Annotated in this window: 16 protein-coding genes; 7 read left to right on the top strand and 9 right to left on the bottom strand. The window is 55.5% G+C overall.

From position 1 onward, the window contains the following. Positions 1-36 precede the first annotated feature (36 nt). The 8 genes from tsf to HOO88_04990 form a co-directional block, all read right to left on the bottom strand. Complete coding sequence (tsf, locus tag HOO88_05025) at positions 37-873, bottom strand: translation elongation factor Ts (GenBank protein NOU36113.1); 837 nt, start codon at positions 871-873, stop codon at positions 37-39. A 22-nt stretch (positions 874-895) separates the two neighbouring features. Then, the gene (rpsB, locus tag HOO88_05020) at positions 896-1888 is read right to left on the bottom strand and encodes a 30S ribosomal protein S2 (GenBank protein NOU36112.1); all 993 of its coding nucleotides are present in this window, start codon (positions 1886-1888) and stop codon (positions 896-898) included. A gap of 187 nt (positions 1889-2075) precedes the next feature. Continuing rightward, on the bottom strand, positions 2076-2735 hold the full coding sequence (gene phoU, locus HOO88_05015; protein ID NOU36111.1) for a phosphate signaling complex protein PhoU: 660 nt from the start codon (positions 2733-2735) through the stop codon (positions 2076-2078). A gap of 13 nt (positions 2736-2748) precedes the next feature. Continuing rightward, complete coding sequence (gene pstB / locus HOO88_05010) at positions 2749-3522, bottom strand: phosphate ABC transporter ATP-binding protein (protein NOU36110.1); 774 nt, start codon at positions 3520-3522, stop codon at positions 2749-2751. Further along, positions 3522-4298 (bottom strand): phosphate ABC transporter ATP-binding protein, encoded by a 777-nt coding sequence (gene pstB / locus HOO88_05005; GenBank protein NOU36109.1) that lies wholly within the window; start codon positions 4296-4298, stop codon positions 3522-3524. Before pstB (HOO88_05005) ends, pstB (HOO88_05010) begins: the two co-directional genes overlap by 1 nt. Positions 4299-4300: 2 nt before the next feature. After that, positions 4301-5140 carry a phosphate ABC transporter permease PstA gene (gene pstA, locus HOO88_05000; GenBank protein NOU36108.1) on the bottom strand — a complete coding sequence of 280 codons (840 nt, stop codon included), beginning with the start codon at positions 5138-5140 and terminating at the stop codon, positions 4301-4303. A gap of 2 nt (positions 5141-5142) precedes the next feature. Then, complete coding sequence (gene pstC, locus HOO88_04995) at positions 5143-6063, bottom strand: phosphate ABC transporter permease subunit PstC (protein NOU36107.1); 921 nt, start codon at positions 6061-6063, stop codon at positions 5143-5145. A 26-nt stretch (positions 6064-6089) separates the two neighbouring features. Beyond that, entirely contained in the window at positions 6090-6881 is a 792-nt protein-coding gene (locus HOO88_04990) for a phosphate ABC transporter substrate-binding protein (GenBank protein NOU36106.1), read from the bottom strand. A 226-nt stretch (positions 6882-7107) separates the two neighbouring features. Between HOO88_04990 and HOO88_04985 the strand changes: the two genes are divergently transcribed. Then, positions 7108-8385, top strand: a complete 1278-nt coding sequence (locus HOO88_04985) for a hypothetical protein (GenBank protein ID NOU36105.1) — start codon at positions 7108-7110, stop codon at positions 8383-8385. Between the two features lie 128 nt (positions 8386-8513). Then, positions 8514-8891 (top strand): DUF814 domain-containing protein, encoded by a 378-nt coding sequence (locus HOO88_04980; GenBank protein ID NOU36104.1) that lies wholly within the window; start codon positions 8514-8516, stop codon positions 8889-8891. A 17-nt stretch (positions 8892-8908) separates the two neighbouring features. Here HOO88_04980 and HOO88_04975 read toward each other — a convergent pair whose 3' ends face one another. Further along, positions 8909-9091, bottom strand: a complete 183-nt coding sequence (locus HOO88_04975) for a hypothetical protein (protein NOU36103.1) — start codon at positions 9089-9091, stop codon at positions 8909-8911. A 216-nt stretch (positions 9092-9307) separates the two neighbouring features. On the opposite strand from HOO88_04975, the gene HOO88_04970 reads away from it, so the two are divergent. From HOO88_04970 to phoU (HOO88_04950), 5 genes are all read left to right on the top strand, one after another. Next, entirely contained in the window at positions 9308-10285 is a 978-nt protein-coding gene (locus HOO88_04970) for a phosphate ABC transporter substrate-binding protein (protein ID NOU36102.1), read from the top strand. A 62-nt stretch (positions 10286-10347) separates the two neighbouring features. Further along, a complete protein-coding gene (locus tag HOO88_04965) occupies positions 10348-12924 on the top strand; it encodes an ABC transporter permease subunit (GenBank protein ID NOU36101.1) in 2577 nt (858 codons plus the stop codon). Next, the gene (gene pstA / locus HOO88_04960) at positions 12921-14603 is read left to right on the top strand and encodes a phosphate ABC transporter permease PstA (protein ID NOU36100.1); all 1683 of its coding nucleotides are present in this window, start codon (positions 12921-12923) and stop codon (positions 14601-14603) included. Before HOO88_04965 ends, pstA (HOO88_04960) begins: the two co-directional genes overlap by 4 nt. A 14-nt stretch (positions 14604-14617) precedes the next feature. Further along, positions 14618-15472: a phosphate ABC transporter ATP-binding protein gene (gene pstB, locus HOO88_04955; protein ID NOU36099.1), complete on the top strand. Its 855-nt coding sequence runs from the start codon at positions 14618-14620 to the stop codon at positions 15470-15472. Between the two features lie 10 nt (positions 15473-15482). Beyond that, the gene (phoU, locus tag HOO88_04950; GenBank protein ID NOU36098.1) at positions 15483-16148 is read left to right on the top strand and encodes a phosphate signaling complex protein PhoU; all 666 of its coding nucleotides are present in this window, start codon (positions 15483-15485) and stop codon (positions 16146-16148) included. Positions 16149-16154 lie beyond the last annotated feature (6 nt).

Genomic DNA, 16154 nt, shown 5'->3' with positions numbered 1-16154 from the left:
AGTGCGGAACGGCTTTTGTGCATATGGGCGAAACGCTTACGCGTCGCCGAGCTGCCAGCGGGTGTAGCGTTTGATGGTGACGGTGTCACCGATCTCTTTGCTTTTCGCTTCGAGCAGCTGCGTGATGCTGATTTTGTCTTCTTTGACGAACGGCTGTTCGATCAGGCAGATCTGTGAGTAGAACTTGTTGAGTTTACCTTTCAGGATGCCTTCGACGATGTTGGCCGGTTTGCCTTCGACCTGTTTCAGGAAGAGGGCTTTTTCGTCTTCAACGAGCTGGGCCGGAACACCGGAGCGATCCAGTGATGCCGGACGGGCCGCCGCGATGTGCAGGCAGATATCCAGAGCCAGTTCTTTGAAGACTGCGTTGTTGACGGTGTCGGCTTTGCTGAACGCGAGTTCAGCCAGTACGCCGCAGGTGCCGCCCATGTGGATGTAGCTGGCGATTGCGCCGTTGGCGGCGGTGAATTTTTCGCTCTTGCGCAGAACGATGTTTTCACCGATTTCAGCGACCTTGGCGACGATGTCGGCTTTGAACGCTTCGGCGGGGTCACCGGAGCAGTCCATCGCTTTATCGGTCATATCCACCACGAACTTCTGGAAGATTTCGTTGCGGGTCACGAAGTCGGTCTCGCAGTTCACTTCGATCATGACGCCGGTTTTGCCGTCAGCGGAAACCTTGGCGGAGATTTTGCCGTTCTTGGCGACGCGATCCGCTTTTTTGGCGGCCACGGCCATGCCGCGTTCACGCAGCAGTTTGAAGGCTTTTTCTTTGTCGCCGTTGGCTTCCTGGAGTGCGCGTTTGCACTCCATCATGCTGACGTTGGTGGCGTCGCGCAGTTCTTTGACCATGCTTGCTGTAATTTCAGCCATTGTTAGATCCTCTCAATTAAGATTACTCAGCCTTGGGTTCTTCTGCAGCGGCTTCGACAACCGGAGTTGCTTCCACTTTTACTTCAGCGGCGGCTTTAGCTTCTGCGTCTTCTTTTGCCTTGAAAGCGGCTTTATCAGCTTCTTTCTTTTTTTCTTTATCGGCGGCGGCTTTTTCTTTTTTCAGCTTATCGAGAACCTTGGCGCGTTTCTTTTTCTCTTCGTCTTCTTTGGCTTTGCGCTCTTCACGGGCAGCGTCGGCGACGGCTTTGTCGGCGTCGTCTTTTTCTTTGCGGCGCTTGTCTTCAGCGGCTTTGGCTTTGACGCAGGCGTCGTGGGCTTCGGCGATGGTGCCACCGAGGATTTGGGCAATCAGGGTGAGCGAACGGATGGAGTCGTCGTTACCGGGAATCGGATAATCAACCAGATCCGGATCGGCGTTGGTGTCAACCAGCGCGACAACCGGAATGCCCAGACGCTGAGCTTCGGCAATGGCCAGTTTTTCGCGGCAGATATCGACGACGAGCAGTGCGCCCGGCAGAGAGGTCATATCTTTTACGCCGGTAAGGTTGCGTTCGAGTTTAACGAGTTCACGACGCAGAACGGATTGTTCCTGTTTCGTGAAGGCTTTTAGCTTCGCTTCGTCAGCGAAGAGTGCCTGAAGATCTTCCATGCGTTTGACGCTCTTGCGGATGGTCTGGTTGTTGGTGAGCATACCGCCAAGCCAGCGATAGATGACATACGGCTGACCGGCTTTTTCTGCGGCTTCCTGAAAAACAGTGCGGGCCTGTTTTTTGGTGCCGACGAAAAGAATTTTGCGTCCGTTGCCGACAACACCGGCCAGGAATTCCTGCGCCAGCTTGAGCTGTACGAGGGTTTTCTGGAGGTCGATGACATAGATCCCGCCTTTTGCGCCGTGAATGAAGCGCTTCATTTTGGGATTCCAGCGTTTGGTCTGATGACCGAAGTGTAAACCTGCGTCCAGCAGTTCCTGAATCGTCACTGTCTTTTCTGACATAACAAGCCCCTTTCTCTAGTTCATTTTGAACAATCCGCTTTGGCTTTCCGGGGGCAACCGGACAGCACTCGCTTCAGCCCCGCTCCATGCGGAAGCTATTAAGGGGGGAGGTTATACGTAGGGGCATCCGCTTTGGCAAGCGGCTTTTGGAATAATGAGCATTGAATATTCCGCCGAATGGCGGTCTTTATTCGTGGTGATGCCGGACGTCCAGCCCTTTGACCACGAAGATCGCGTTTTCCGCGATGTTGGTGGCGTGGTCGCCGATCCGTTCCAGATTCCTGGCAATCAGGAGGAGATTCAGCGCCCGCTTAATCATGCCGGAATCTTTCTGCATCAGCGCAAGCAGGTCGGTGGTGATGCGACGGTTCATATCGTCGAGCTGGTCATCGCGCAGCAATACAATACGGGCCTTGTCCGCCGCGCGGTTGACGTAGGCATGCAGACTTTCCTTGACCATCTGGCTGGCCAGAGCCGCCATATCCGGCAGGCTGGTGGCCAACGGCGCCAGCGGCGGTTCTTCCAGCAACCGTTCGGCCTTGTCGCAGATGTTGATGGCGAGGTCCGCCATCCGTTCCAAATCGCCATTGGTCTTTACGGCGCCAAGGATGAAACGCAGGTCGCCCGCTGTGGGCTGGTAGAGGGCGATCAGTCGCAGACAGATCCCGTCGATTTCAATCTGCAGACGGTTAACTTCTTCTTCGTGTTCGCGAATGCGCGGAACGGCGGAGGTATCGCGTTTGCACAAAACTTGAATTGAGTCGGAGATCATGGCCTCACTGAGCGCACTCATTTTGATAAGAGTGTGCTTCAGAGCCGTTAGTTGTTCGTCAAAATGCCGTTCCATATCTATACCGCTCCTAGCCGTATCGTCCGCTGATGTAATCCTGTGTTCGTTTATCCGTCGGGTTTGTAAAAATATTGCCGGTCGGGCCGAACTCGATCATGTCACCGAGCAGCATGTAGCCCGAAAAGTCAGAGATGCGCGCCGCCTGCTGCATGTTATGGGTCACAATGACGATGGTGTACTGTTCCCGCAGTTCCAGCATCAGGTCTTCGATTTTGCCGGTGGAAATGGGGTCGAGCGCCGAGCAGGGCTCGTCCATAAGAATCACTTCCGGTTCGACGGCCAGCAGGCGCGCTACGCAAAGCCGCTGCTGCTGATCCATAGGCAGGCTCAGGGCGGGGCTGTCCAGCCGATCCTTCAGCTGATCCCACAGCCAGGCGGCGCGCAGACTGCGCTCGACAACTTCCTGAAGCTGATTTTTGCGGAACATGCCTGCCACGCGCAGTCCAAAAGTTACGTTGTCCCAGACCGACAGCGGGAACGGATTGGGACGCTGGAAGACCATGCCGACACGTTTGCGCAACAGGCAGACATCCGTGCCGGAACCGTAGATGGACTGGTCGTCGAGTCGAACCTCGCCAGTCACTTTCACGCCGGGAATGAGATCGTTCATGCGGTTCAGACAGCGCAGCAGAGTGGATTTACCGCAACCGGACGGCCCGATCAGCGCGGTGATCCGGTTGGCCTGCACAAGCAGATCGACTTTTTTCAGTGCCTGAAAATCTCCGTAGAAAAGATCCAGATTGCGGACGGTCATGCGCAGGGGATTTGAAGTCGGTGCATTCATCAGCCGAACCTCCCGGTAACGTAGTCGCTGGTGCGCTGGTCTTTCGGCACCGTGAAGACCTGAGCCGTTTCGCCCATTTCAACCAGTTCGCCCATCAGGAAGAAAGCGGTTTCGTCGGCCACGCGTGAAGCCTGTTTGGTGTTGTTGGTGACAAGAACGATCGTGTAGCGCGCTTTCAGAACGGACAGGGCGTCCTCAATCCGGGCGGTGGAAATCGGGTCGAGTCCGGAGCAGGGCTCGTCCAGCAGAACAACTTCGGGATCCATCGCCAGCGTTCTGGCCAGACAGAGGCGCTGCTGTTGTCCGCCGGAAAGACGCAGTGCCAGCAGATCCAGACGGTCTTTCACTTCGTCCCACAGGAAAGCCGCCGTCAGCGTCCGCTCGACAATTTCATCCAGCTCTGCACGGTTGCGTATGCCGGAAAGACGCGGGCCGTAAACGACGTTGTCGTAGATGCTCATCGGCAGCGGCATGGGCAGAGCGAAGACCATGCCGACGCGCTTACGCAACTGCACAGCGCTTTGCGAAGGATGATAAATGTCTGAGCCGTCCATCAGCACACGTCCTTCGGCGCGGCTTTCCGGGTCGAGGTCGTTCATCCGGTTCAGCGTCCGCAGGAAGGTTGTTTTACCGGAACTGGCCGGGCCGATGATGCCGAGGATGCGGTTTGCCGCCACGTTCAATGTCAGATTGCGCAACGCCTGATGGCGTCCGAAAAAGACACTCAGGTTCTGCACCGAAATTTTGACCTCACGTTCCACGCGCACCCTTTCCATAATCACCGCGACCGTTTCGCGATAAACCGGTTCATCATCCAGTAAGCCGTCAGATTCACGAACAACACAGCAAAAACAAGCACCGCCGCCGTCGCATAAGCTTTCTCATTGGAAATTCCTTCGCGAGCCAGCAGGTAAAAATGCACCGACATCGTCCGCACCGAGTCGTTCAGAGAGTTCGGCATCATCAGCGAAGAACCAGCGGTGAAAATGACAGCCGCCGTTTCGCCAATGGAGCGGCCGATGCCCAGCATAACGCCGGTCATGATTCCCGGCAGGGCGTTCGGCAGAACCACTTTGTAAACGGTTTCCCAGTTCGTGGCGGCCAGCGAGCAGCTTACTTCACGGTATGCCTGCGGCACGGCGCGGATCGCTTCTTCCGATGTCCGGATGATGGTCGGCAGAATCATGATAGCCAGTGTCAGTCCGCCGGAGATCATGGACCAGCCCATGCCCAGTATGGTTACGAAAAAGATATAGCCGAACAGGCCGAAGATAATCGATGGAATGCCAGCCAGACAGTCGGTGCCGAAGCGGATGATTTTTGTGATGCGGTTTTCGCGGGTGTATTCCGAAAGGTACACGGCGGTGCCGACGCCCATCGGCAAAGCGATCGCAATCGCGAGCAGCGGCAGAAGTACGGTGCCGACAACGGTCGGCAGAATACCGCCTGCTTTGCCCATTTCCCTCGGCTTGGTTGAGAGGAACTCCCACGAAATTTCCGGAACGCCGCGCTTGAGCACGAACGCAATGATCATCACAAGCACGACGACGGTGATGAGTGTGGCAGCGCCCAGAAGGATGACAGCCAGAGCCTGTGTAAATTTTGGAGATATCCGCACGATCAACTCCCCGTCTTTCGTTTCATCGCGGCCATCGCCAGCGAGTTCAGGATCATGACGACCACAAACAGTACCACGCCGGTGGCGAACAGCGCCTGCCGGTGCAGCCCGGTCGCATAGCCCATTTCCAGCGCGATGTTCGCCGTCAGTGTTCGTACGGAGTCGAGCGCGGAGTGGGGGATTTTGACGGCGTTACCGGCTACCATGATGACCGCCATGGTTTCGCCGACGGCCCGGCCCATCGCCAGAATGATGCTGGCGATAATTCCCGAACGCGCCGCTTTCAGAATTACCATATGCACGCTTTGCCAGCGGGTGGCTCCCAGTGCCAGCGCGCCTTCAAGGTAGGTGCGCGGCACGGCGTTGATGGTATCGATGGAAATGCTGATTACGGTGGGCAGCACCATGATGCCGAGAATGATTGATGCGGCCAGCAGGGACAGCCCCGGCCCGCCGAAATGGTTGCGGATGAACGGTGCCAGCACCATCACGCCGATGAATCCGTACAGAACCGATGGAATGCCGGCCAGCAGTTCAATCATCGGCTTGATAATCCGCATGACTGACTTCGGTACAAACTGGGTCAGGAAAATGGCTCCGGCTACGCCCAGCGGTGCGCCGATCAGCATGGCGCCCAGTGTGACCCACAACGACGAAATAATCATCGGATAGATGCCGAACTTGCCGGCGGACGGATCCCATTCCGAGGCAAACAGGAAATCCTTGAACCCGATTTTAACGATAAACGGTACGCCTTCTTTCAGAATGAAAAGGGCAATCAGCAGCAGACTGACCGTGGCCGAAAAGGCCACAGCCATGAAAATGTAGCGCGCCAGATGGTCACTGCACCAGATCGCAACTGCACCCGAGACCCGCTGGGCGGGACGCTTCGGATGTTCCGGAGTGTTCGGGATGTCCTGCATTTAAATTCAGTCCTGAAAACGGTGTTTTACTTGGCAGGAATCAGGCCGCTCTCTTGGATTGTTTTCTGCCCTTCGGCGGAGCAGACATAATCAATGAAAGCTTTGCAGGCGCCGGTCGGTTCACCCTTGGTCAGCAGATAAACAGGCCGCACGATGGGGTAACGGCCCGCGACGACTTCTTCCGTTGTGCAGGCCGTGCCATGAACGGTTACTGCTTTAATTTTTTCGTTCAGCAATCCGTGGGAGAGGTATCCGACGGCGTTTTCGTCCATGGCGACGGTTTCGCGAATCGTGCCGTTTGAGTCCTGAATGATGGCATCTTTGGTGAGCGTGACATCTTTAACGATTTTTTCGAATGAGGAACGTGTACCGGAGCCGGCTTCGCGGGAAACGACGGTGATTTCGTGGTTCACACCGCCCAGTTCTTTCCAGTTGCTGATTTTTCCGGAGAAAATGTTGCGAATCTGTTCCATGGTCAGGTCTTTGATCAGGTTTTTGTTGTTCACGACCACCGCGATGCCGTCGCGAGCAACGATAACGGCGGTCAGCTCCTGAGCTTCCGGCGGCAGTTGAACGAGGTCAGCCATGCCGATCTGGGCGGCACCGGAGAGGGCTGCCTGAACACCAAGCGCCGAGCCTCCGCCTTGTACAGTTACTGCGATATCCGTCCGCTCAACCATGAACTGCTCGGCCAGTTTTTCAGCAAACGGCTGGAAGGCTGTTGATCCTGCCGCTGTGACTGCCGTCCGCTGCTTACCGCATCCACTGCCTGCTGTAAGAATAAGACCGCATACCAATATTCGTAACATCTGTTTCATTATAGTAACTCCATTTTCATCGAAATTAAACCGCCACACAGTATCTCGAAACCGACACGACACAAAAAACTAATACATGCCTAACAAAATCCTAACATCGGTACAATAGCTTGTGTGCAGATTTTTAACGGGCCGCAAATAGAAGTGGTCACACGCCCGTGAGAACAAGCCGCGCGGGACTAAGGAAAACCGGCGGTGCGAACCTGAACAGAGAGAAGGGGAGACTATGAAGAAAATACTTATGATAGCAGCTGTTGCGGTGATGGCCGTGTTCAGCGTGCAGGCGCAAGGCTCTGAAGAGCTGTCCGCACTGCAGAAGCAGCTTAACGAGCTGTCGGCGAAGATCGCCCAGCTTGAGAAAGCTAACGCGGAAAAGGCCGCGCAGGTTGAAAAAACCGCGCAGGTTGAAAACGCGAATGCCGCTAAAATCGCTCAGATCGAGCAAGACAACGCCAAAAAGACGTGGTCGCTTGAACAGCTTCAGGCCGAAGGAAAGAAGAATATGGCCGGGGCTTGGGCTAACGACATTAAACTGAAGGGCGATGTCCGCGCACGGTATGAAAACCGGCAGGTGGCAGACAATACCACTAAAGACCGTCAGCGGATACGCTTACGGGTTGGTGCGTATGGCAAGGTGAACGACTTTACCGATTTCGGTGTGCGCTTAGCTACTGGCGGATCGCGCACATCGTCTAATGCAGACCTTGATGACAGTGCTGGCATGAAGTCGATCTATCTGGATCAGGCGTATGTGGACATGCACCCCGAGATGATGGGCGGTGCGCACCTGTTCCTTGGCAAAATGCCTCAACCCTGGATAACCTACAATACTGGACTGATCTGGGATACCGACCTGAATCCGGAAGGTGCTGCCGTGACCTATGAAAAGCAGTTTCTCCCGGCCAAGCTGATGGCGAATGCAGGAACGTTTGTTATGAAGGAAAACGGTGCCAATCCTGATATCCAGCTCAGTAGCGCACAGGTGGCGGTTGAGAAGAAGATATTCGGTACCCACACACTGACACTGGGTATAAGTGATTATTATTTCGGAAACGCAAACTCATCGACCAATCTGGTTAATACCAGCGGCAGTCGTAACACCCCCAGAACGGAGTTTAATCTGGTGGAAGGCTTTGGCTCATATGGGTTCGATGTATTCAAAGTTCCGGTTCTGCTGAATGCGCAGTATGTTGTTAATATCGAGGCCAAAAACAGCAACGAGGATACGGCGTATCTTGCCGGTATTACTATCGGAAAAGCCAAAGACAAAGGCAGCTGGGAAATCGGCTACAACTACCGCGACATTCAAAAAGACGCCGTCGTTGCCGGTCTCAATGACTCTGACTTCGCCGGAGAAACCTGGACCGACTGCTCCGGACATGTGTTCAGAGGCAAATACCAGATCGCAAAAAATCTGTCGCTTGACGGGGCTTATATCCTGAGTACGGATTACAAAAATCAGGACGCAAATACCCTGCAGGCTGACCTGAACTTTAAATTTTAGGCTCTGTTCAAAGCCTCTGATCCGCGTGAGCGGATCGAACCCCGCAGGCCTCCGGTAACTCCGGAGGCCTGCACCTTTTATGAAATCTCCTTATGGCGGAGCGGGCGTTTTCTGATAGGTTTTGCACGATGAAAGAGAGAATCACAGAACCCGATGTCTGGAAATACGCGCTTGCCGGAGGCTGGGAAGTGCTGGCCGGTAAGACCGATGCCGACAACGATCTGCTCAGTTTGCGGACGGCAAAGGCGAACGATCTCTGGTTTCATGTCCACGGACTGCCCGGCAGTCATGTGATTCTGCGTGGCCCCGAAGGTGAGACCGCTGACAGTGCCACCATCAAACAGGCGGCGTCGATTGCCGCGTGGCACAGCAAAGCGCGCAATGCCGGAATCGTTCCGGTTTCCTGCGCCGAAGCAAAAAATGTATCCAAACCGCGCGGTGCTAAGCCCGGAACCGTCACCATTAAGCGCGAGAAAACCATCAAAGTCCGTCCGGCCTTGCCGTAGTTTTCAGTATTCCACACCTATGGCAGAAGCTTTGCATCCTTGAGCATGCGGCAGAATTCTTTTTTTGTGACCTGATGCATTTCGCCTTCTTTGGAAAATGGATGTTCCATCGTCTTGTATTTGACGGCAAGCCGCTCGCATTCGACGATACGCAGGAATTCGTCACCCTTTTTCCAGATTTGCCCCTGTTGTAATTTCATAATCCCTGTTTAGCATCTCGACAGCTATTGCTCCAGCGTTTCCGGCGTTTCGTTAATTTTCACAGCGTTCTAATCAAACCCTAACAATTCTCTAATAGAGTTCGCTCATATTTCTTCCCGTATGAGGCGGCCGCCGGAAAGAGAAGGCGAAAGGAAAGACCTTCCTGTCCGGTGACTGCCGAACCAACTAACGAGTGGAAACAGGAGAAACTCTATATGAAAAAAGCAGCAGTAAGTGCAGCCCTGATCGCGGCGGCCGTTTGGTCGGCGCAGGCTCAGGTACAGGTTGATGCCGGTCTTCCGGATTACAAAGCCGTTCAAGGCGTTTCCGGCACGATCAAAGGGATCGGTTCCGACACGATGAACAACATGATGACGCTCTGGGCGGAAGGATTCAAAAAAATCTATCCGAATGTTCAGGTCGAAATTGAAGGCAAAGGTTCTTCCACTGCGCCGCCCGCGCTGATCGAAGGCACCGCGACCTTTGGTTCAATGAGCCGACCGATGAAACAGCTGGAACTCGACGGATTTGTCGGCAAGTACGGCTACAAGCCGACCGAACTTCCGACCAGTATCGACATGCTGGCTGTCTATGTTCACAAAGACAATCCGATCAAAGCGCTGTCGCTGACTCAGGTTGACGCGATTTTCTCCAAGAACCGCAAGCTCGGCAACTCGGAAGACATCACTGGCTGGGGCCAGCTTGGACTCAAAGGCGAATGGGCCAACCTGCCGATCAGCCTTTACGGTCGTAACGCCGCTTCCGGCACCTACGGCTATTTCAAAGAAAACGCGCTTGGCAAAGGCGACTACAAGGATTCCGTGAAAGAACAGCCCGGCAGCTCCGCCGTGGTGCAGGGTGTTGCCACCGACAAAGGCGCCATCGGCTACAGTGGTATCGGCTACAAGACCGCCGACGTTCGCGCTCTTCCGCTGGCCCGCGACGCGTATTCATACCCTGTAGAAGCGACTCCGGAAAACGCCTACACCGGCGAATATCCGCTCGCCCGCTATTTGTATCTCTACGTGAACTTCAAACCTGGCAGCGAGCTCGATCCGCTCCGCCGCGAGTTCATCAAGTATATCTTCAGCAAGCAGGGGCAGACGGACGTGCTCAAAGACGGTTATTTCCCGGTGCCTGCCAATGTAGCCCGCAAGACGCTTGAATCGGCAGGAATCAAAGCAGGGTTCTAATCAAATAAGGTGGAACGAAACCTCCGGACGAGTTTAAACACGTCCGGAGGTTGTTCTGGAATATGACGAAAAGTTTTACAGGTCGGGCACGGCGGAAAAAAACGCACTGGAGTGTGCGTGCGTCGGATCGTCTCTCCAAATCGCTGATCACCGTCGGCGGAATCGGCACCATCCTCGCCGTCTCCACCGTTTTCTTTTATCTGCTCTACGTCGCCATTCCGCTTTTCCGTCCGGCACGCATTGCCGGCAGCGAAACGCTGAACCGGCCCGCCGCCGATAGCGCACAGCCGCTTTCGATTCAGTCCGACGAATACGGACTGATGAACCGTGTTCTCTACGGCTCCGGACGTCTCGTCTGCACCCGGCTCGATACCGGTGCCTTACTTTCTGAACAGATGCTTTTCACCAACGCGGCGCTGACGGCGTTTACCCTCGAGGGTACGACTTCCGAGGCGCTTTGCGGTTTCGCCGACGGCTCGATCCGGATGGGCCGTATCAGTTTTCAAACCTCGTATGTCGCCGACAAAGAACTGCCGCCGGAATTGCAGGCACTAGGTGAAAACGGAATCGGCGAATGGAACGGCGCGCTGATTCAGCGGATTTCCGGCGAACAGTTCCGGTCAATCCGGCTTTCCGCCATTTTTGACGAACCGATTTTCGGCGAAACGTCCTCGGCGGTACGCCTGCTCGATCAGACCACCAGTCCGGCCGGGCAGATTTCCGTGATGCTGAATGACGAAGGAACTCTTTCTCTTCTCCGCTTCACCAAACGCGAAAACATCATGACCGGCAAAGTGACGATCCGCCGCACCGTCGCTATGATTCCATACAAAGCGCAGGAACGCCGCGAGCCGCCGGCGTGGGTTATTCTTTCCGGACTGGGCGATACCGTCTGCGCCGTCTGGCGCGACGGCACACTGCTGCGTTTCGATACCCGCAATTTCACCAGTCCGTCGCTGATCGAGCGGATTGATCTTGTCCCGGAACCGGATCGCAAACTGACTTCGCTTCAGCCGCTACTGGGCCGCACCACGCTGCTGGCGGGCGATTCTTCCGGCCGCATTCAAGCGTGGTTCCCCGCATTTTCACCGAACAATCCGTCGCAGACTTTTCTGACACAGGCGCACACCTTTCAAGGTTCGACCGCCGTCACCGCGCTGGCTTCGTCGTCGCGCATCCGCATGGTCGCGGCGGGCTATGCCGACGGCACGGTGGATCTGTTTCACATCACCAGTCAGAAACAGCTGGCCCATCTGAACGCTGGCGACTCGCCGGTACAGTCCGTCGCTCTGTCGCCCAAAGACGACGGAATACTGGCGCTGACGCCCAAGCACCTTGTGCAGTGGAACATTGATCCCCGGCATCCGGAAATTACCCCGGCCGCGCTCTTCACGCCGGTCTGGTACGAAGGCGCCGCCAAACCGGAATATGTCTGGCAATCGTCGTCCGGCACCGATGACTTCGAGCCGAAGTTCGGTTTGATGCCGCTGATTTTCGGAACGCTCAAGGCGACGCTTTTTTCCATGATGTTCGGCGTGCCGATCGCGTTGCTGGCCGCGATTTTCACCAGCGAGTTTCTTTCGCCGCGCGCCAAACTGCATATCAAACCCGCCGTTGAAATGATGGCCGGACTACCGAGCGTCGTACTGGGCTTCATCGCCGCACTGGTGCTGGCGCCGATTGTCGCGAAACTGCTCACGGTGTTTATGACGGTCTTTATCACTGTTCCGGCGGCCTTTCTGCTCGGTGCCTACATCTGGCAGCTTCTTCCGCAACGCTGGACGCTTCTGCTGGCGCGGTTCCGCCTGATCTTTTTACTGCTGACGGTTCCGGCTGGCGTAGGCATGGCGCATCTAATTAGTCCGCTGATTGAGCGGCTGTGTTTTGCCGGCGATATTATGCGCTGGCTCGACGGTCAGATCGGTCAGGCCTTTGGCGGCTGGGTGCTGTTGATTATGCCGGTGAGCTGTCTGCTGATTGCGTGGCTGTTCAGCGTCGTAGTGGATCCACGCCTCCGCCCCCTTTCCATGAACTGGTCACGGATGCAGTGCGCTCTGTTTGATCTGTTTAAATTCCTGTTTGGCCTCGCCGCCGCGCTGGTACTGGCGATTGCCGCCGCCGCGCTGTTGCAGGCGCTCGGCTTTGATCCGCGTGGCGGACTGTTCGGCACCTACGTTCAGCGCAACGCGCTGGTCGTCGGGTTTGTGATGGGCTTCGCCATCATTCCGATCATCTACACCATTTCAGAAGATGCTCTTTCCTCCGTACCGGATCATCTGCGCTCGGCGTCGCTCGGGGCAGGGGCCACGCCGTGGCAGACGGCAGTACGCATCATTATTCCGACGGCGATGAGCGGACTTTTTTCCGCCATCATGATCGGCCTCGGACGTGCCGTCGGCGAAACGATGATCGTGCTGATGGCCGCCGGAAATACGCCGGTGATGGAGTGGAATATATTTAACGGCTTCCGCACGCTCTCAGCCAATATCGCCGTCGAACTGCCGGAAGCCGTGCGTAACAGTACACACTACCGCACGCTGTTTCTCGCCGCGCTGGCACTGTTTGTGATCACTTTTATTTTGAACACCATCGCGGAGCTGGTTCGTATGCGCTTCCGTAAAAAGGCGGTGGATTTATGAGTTTTCAAACGCCGGAAGAAAAATCCGTCAAGCCGCGCCGCCGCCGTTCGCGGGTTTCGCTGTTTGCTCAAGGCGAGCCGATGATCTGGCTGACCGGCGGCGGACTCGCCATTGCGCTGTGCATGATTATCGGGCTGCTCGCGCTGATTTTATGTAACGGGATTGCCACACTATGGCCGGCACCGGTACAGCAGTTCCAAACGTCGGACGGCTCGGTGTTCATGGGTGAAATCACCCGCTCCGAAAGTTTCCGCACCAACGACGAAAAGGTGCGTGTGCTGCAACGCAAACTGGTGCGCACCGGAAACTTTGAAATTTCCGGCGAACATTTCACTTGGCTTAACGATCACGACGTGAAAACAGAAACTCGTCCGGAGTGGGCGCTGGTGATTGAGCGCACGGCATGGGGCCGTTTCTACGGATTTCCGGAAAGCTTCACGCTGGGCGGCGAAACAGTCGCATTGACGCCGGAATCCGCGTGGAAAAAGTTTAACGAGTATCACAGCGCAATCACCGACCGGCGCGCAAAAATCCGCGAACTTGAAACGAAAGAAGTCGGCCGCGTCAATCGGCGGCTTGAAAAAGCACGACTGGCGTTGCGTTCCGTAGAGTTGAGCAAAGGCGCTGGCAGCACCGATTGGCAGACGGAAAACGCGGAATTTCTCGAAACGGAAAAAATCGGCACGACGGAATTCAAACAGCTTCAGGAAGAGATCAGCCGGTTGCGCGCCGAAAACAGCCGCTATGTACTGAATCTAAAAACCGCTCAGGGCAAAGCGGTGGCGATGCCGCTTGAAAACATTGTCCGCGCTTATCCGGCCAATCAGCTTTCAATCGCCGGAAAGACCGGAATCTATTTCAGCCGCTGGCACGAATTTCTTTTTGAAGAGCCGCGCGAAGCCAACAGCGAAGGCGGCGTGTTCCCGGCGATCTTCGGCACCGTGATTATGACGCTGCTGATGTCGCTGGCGGTGGTTCCGTTCGGCGTGATGGCGGCGCTTTATCTGCGCGAATACGCCAGGCCGGGATTTGTTGTGAGCGCGGTACGTATTTCGATCAATAATCTCGCCGGTGTTCCGAGTATTGTTTTCGGCGTGTTCGGCCTCGGCTTTTTCTGTTACCTGATCGGTGCTTCGATTGACGAACTTTTCTTCGCTTCGTCGTTGCCGAATCCAACCTTCGGGAAGGGCGGTATTCTCTGGGCGTCACTGACGCTGGCACTGCTGACGCTTCCGGTGGTGATCGTCGCCACCGAAGAGGCTCTGGCGGCCGTACCGAATTCCATGCGCGAAGGTTCCTATGCCTGCGGCGGAAGTAAATGGCAGACGATCAAACGGATTGTTCTGCCGCGCGCTTTGCCCGGCATTATGACCGGTATGATTCTGGCCATGGCCCGCGGCGCGGGCGAGGTGGCGCCGCTGATGCTCGTCGGCGCGGTGAAGCTGGCGCCGGAACTGCCGGTGGACAGCGTGGCGCCGTTTGTGCATGCCGAGCGCAGTTTCATGCATCTCGGATTCCATATCTACGACCTCGGGTTCCAGAGCCAGAACAGCGAGGCCGCCAAGCCGATGGTTTTCACCACCACGCTGCTGCTGATTGTGCTGATTTTTTTCCTGAACCTGCTGGCGGTCCGTTTGCGGACCCGCCTGCGCCGTAAGTTTGTTTCCTCTGCATTTTAGTGAAGGAGCGTTTTATGGATGTGCAAAGCCTGTCGAAAAAGAAATCAAACCGCCTCGCGGAGATTGCCGCCGGAAAAACGTTTCCGACCGAAACGCACGATGTGCTGAAAAACGAGACGGCACTGCTTGAGGTGTCGAACTTCAATCTTTCGTATGGCGCAAAACAGGCGCTTTTCGATATCAACATGATTATCCCGAAGGGGAAAGTCACTGCGCTGGTCGGCCCGTCCGGCTGCGGCAAGTCCACGTTGCTGCGCTCCATCAACCGGATTAACGATCTGCTCAGCACCGTGCGGATTAACGGCGAAATGACGCTGAACGGCGAACCGGTCTATGCGCCGTCCGTAGATGTCATCGAGCTGCGCAAGCGGATGGGGATGGTTTTTCAGAAACCCAATCCGTTTCCGATGAGCGTTTACGAAAACGTCATTTATCCGCTCCGGATCGACGGCGAACGTAACAAAGCGGTGCTCGACGAAGTGTGCGAGCGCAGTCTGCGCGGCGCGGCGATCTGGGAAGAGACCAAGGATCGCCTGAACGAAAGTGCTCTCGGCATGTCCGGCGGACAGCAACAGCGTCTATGTATCGCCCGGGCCATTGCCGCCGAGCCGGAAGTGCTTTTGATGGATGAACCCTGTTCGGCGCTCGACCCGATTGCCACAAATAAAATTGAGGATCTGATTGCCGATCTGCGCGGTGAGTATACGATTGTGATCGTGACACACAATATGCAACAGGCGGCGCGGGTGAGTGATTATACCGCTTTTATGTATCTCGGACGGCTGATTGAGTTCGGCCCGACCAGTACGATTTTTCAAAATCCGCACCTGCGGGAAACGCAGGATTATGTGACCGGACGGTTTGGATAAGGAGAAACTTATGTCTCAGGTTTTTATTAACGAAGTCGAAAAACTGAAAAAACAAATTCTGATGATGAGTGCACAGGTTGAGGAGAGTCTCATTCTTTCAGTCAAGGCGCTGTTAACTCGCGATGAACAGCTTGCTCAGCAGGTCATTCGCGGCGACTTCGACGTCGATCAGGTTGAGGTCGAGGTCGAGGAAGAAGCGTTGAAGATTCTGGCGCTTTATCAGCCCGTGGCGGCCGACCTCCGTTTCCTGACGGCGGTGCTCAAGATCAATAACGATCTGGAACGGATCGGCGATCTGGCGACCAATATTGCCAGACGTGCTGTCAAAATGTGTAAAGAACCGGCGCTGACGATGCCGGATGAACTTGGACATGCGGCAACGCGGGCTCGCGATATGGTGCGCGACTGTTTGAATTCTTTTGTGAATTTTGATGCCGGGCTGGCCAAAGCGGTTTGCGGGTCGGATGATGAGGTGGATCGCCTTTGCAGTCAGGTCCGCCGTTTTGTGGAAGCGCAGATTTTGCAGTATCCTGCCCGAATCAGCTGTTATCTCGACATGCTGCTGGTATCACGCAATATCGAGCGGATTGGGGATCACGCCACCAATATTTCAGAAGACGTTATTTATCTGGTTGAAGGAACCATCGTGCGCCACCGTCCCGAAGCGACCATCTAAAATCTT

This window comes from Kiritimatiellaceae bacterium, assembly GCA_013141415.1.
Lineage (GTDB): Bacteria > Verrucomicrobiota > Kiritimatiellia > Kiritimatiellales > Tichowtungiaceae > Tichowtungia.
This window is presented reverse-complemented; position numbering and strand designations above follow the sequence as displayed.

Bases quoted from the DNA above. Each gene is read 5' to 3' on its own strand.
- tsf (NOU36113.1), bottom strand. From the start codon at position 873: ATGGCTGAAATTACAGCAAGCATGGTCAAAGAACTGCGCGACGCCACC.
- rpsB (NOU36112.1), bottom strand. From the start codon at position 1,888: ATGTCAGAAAAGACAGTGACGATTCAGGAACTGCTGGACGCAGGTTTA.
- phoU (NOU36111.1), bottom strand. From the start codon at position 2,735: ATGGAACGGCATTTTGACGAACAACTAACGGCTCTGAAGCACACTCTT.
- pstB (NOU36110.1), bottom strand. From the start codon at position 3,522: ATGAATGCACCGACTTCAAATCCCCTGCGCATGACCGTCCGCAATCTG.
- pstB (NOU36109.1), bottom strand. From the start codon at position 4,298: ATGGAAAGGGTGCGCGTGGAACGTGAGGTCAAAATTTCGGTGCAGAAC.
- pstC (NOU36107.1), bottom strand. From the start codon at position 6,063: ATGCAGGACATCCCGAACACTCCGGAACATCCGAAGCGTCCCGCCCAG.
- HOO88_04990 (NOU36106.1), bottom strand. From the start codon at position 6,881: ATGAAACAGATGTTACGAATATTGGTATGCGGTCTTATTCTTACAGCA.
- HOO88_04985 (NOU36105.1), top strand. From the start codon at position 7,108: ATGAAGAAAATACTTATGATAGCAGCTGTTGCGGTGATGGCCGTGTTC.
- HOO88_04980 (NOU36104.1), top strand. From the start codon at position 8,514: ATGAAAGAGAGAATCACAGAACCCGATGTCTGGAAATACGCGCTTGCC.
- HOO88_04975 (NOU36103.1), bottom strand. From the start codon at position 9,091: ATGAAATTACAACAGGGGCAAATCTGGAAAAAGGGTGACGAATTCCTG.
- HOO88_04970 (NOU36102.1), top strand. From the start codon at position 9,308: ATGAAAAAAGCAGCAGTAAGTGCAGCCCTGATCGCGGCGGCCGTTTGG.
- HOO88_04965 (NOU36101.1), top strand. From the start codon at position 10,348: ATGACGAAAAGTTTTACAGGTCGGGCACGGCGGAAAAAAACGCACTGG.
- pstA (NOU36100.1), top strand. From the start codon at position 12,921: ATGAGTTTTCAAACGCCGGAAGAAAAATCCGTCAAGCCGCGCCGCCGC.
- pstB (NOU36099.1), top strand. From the start codon at position 14,618: ATGGATGTGCAAAGCCTGTCGAAAAAGAAATCAAACCGCCTCGCGGAG.
- phoU (NOU36098.1), top strand. From the start codon at position 15,483: ATGTCTCAGGTTTTTATTAACGAAGTCGAAAAACTGAAAAAACAAATT.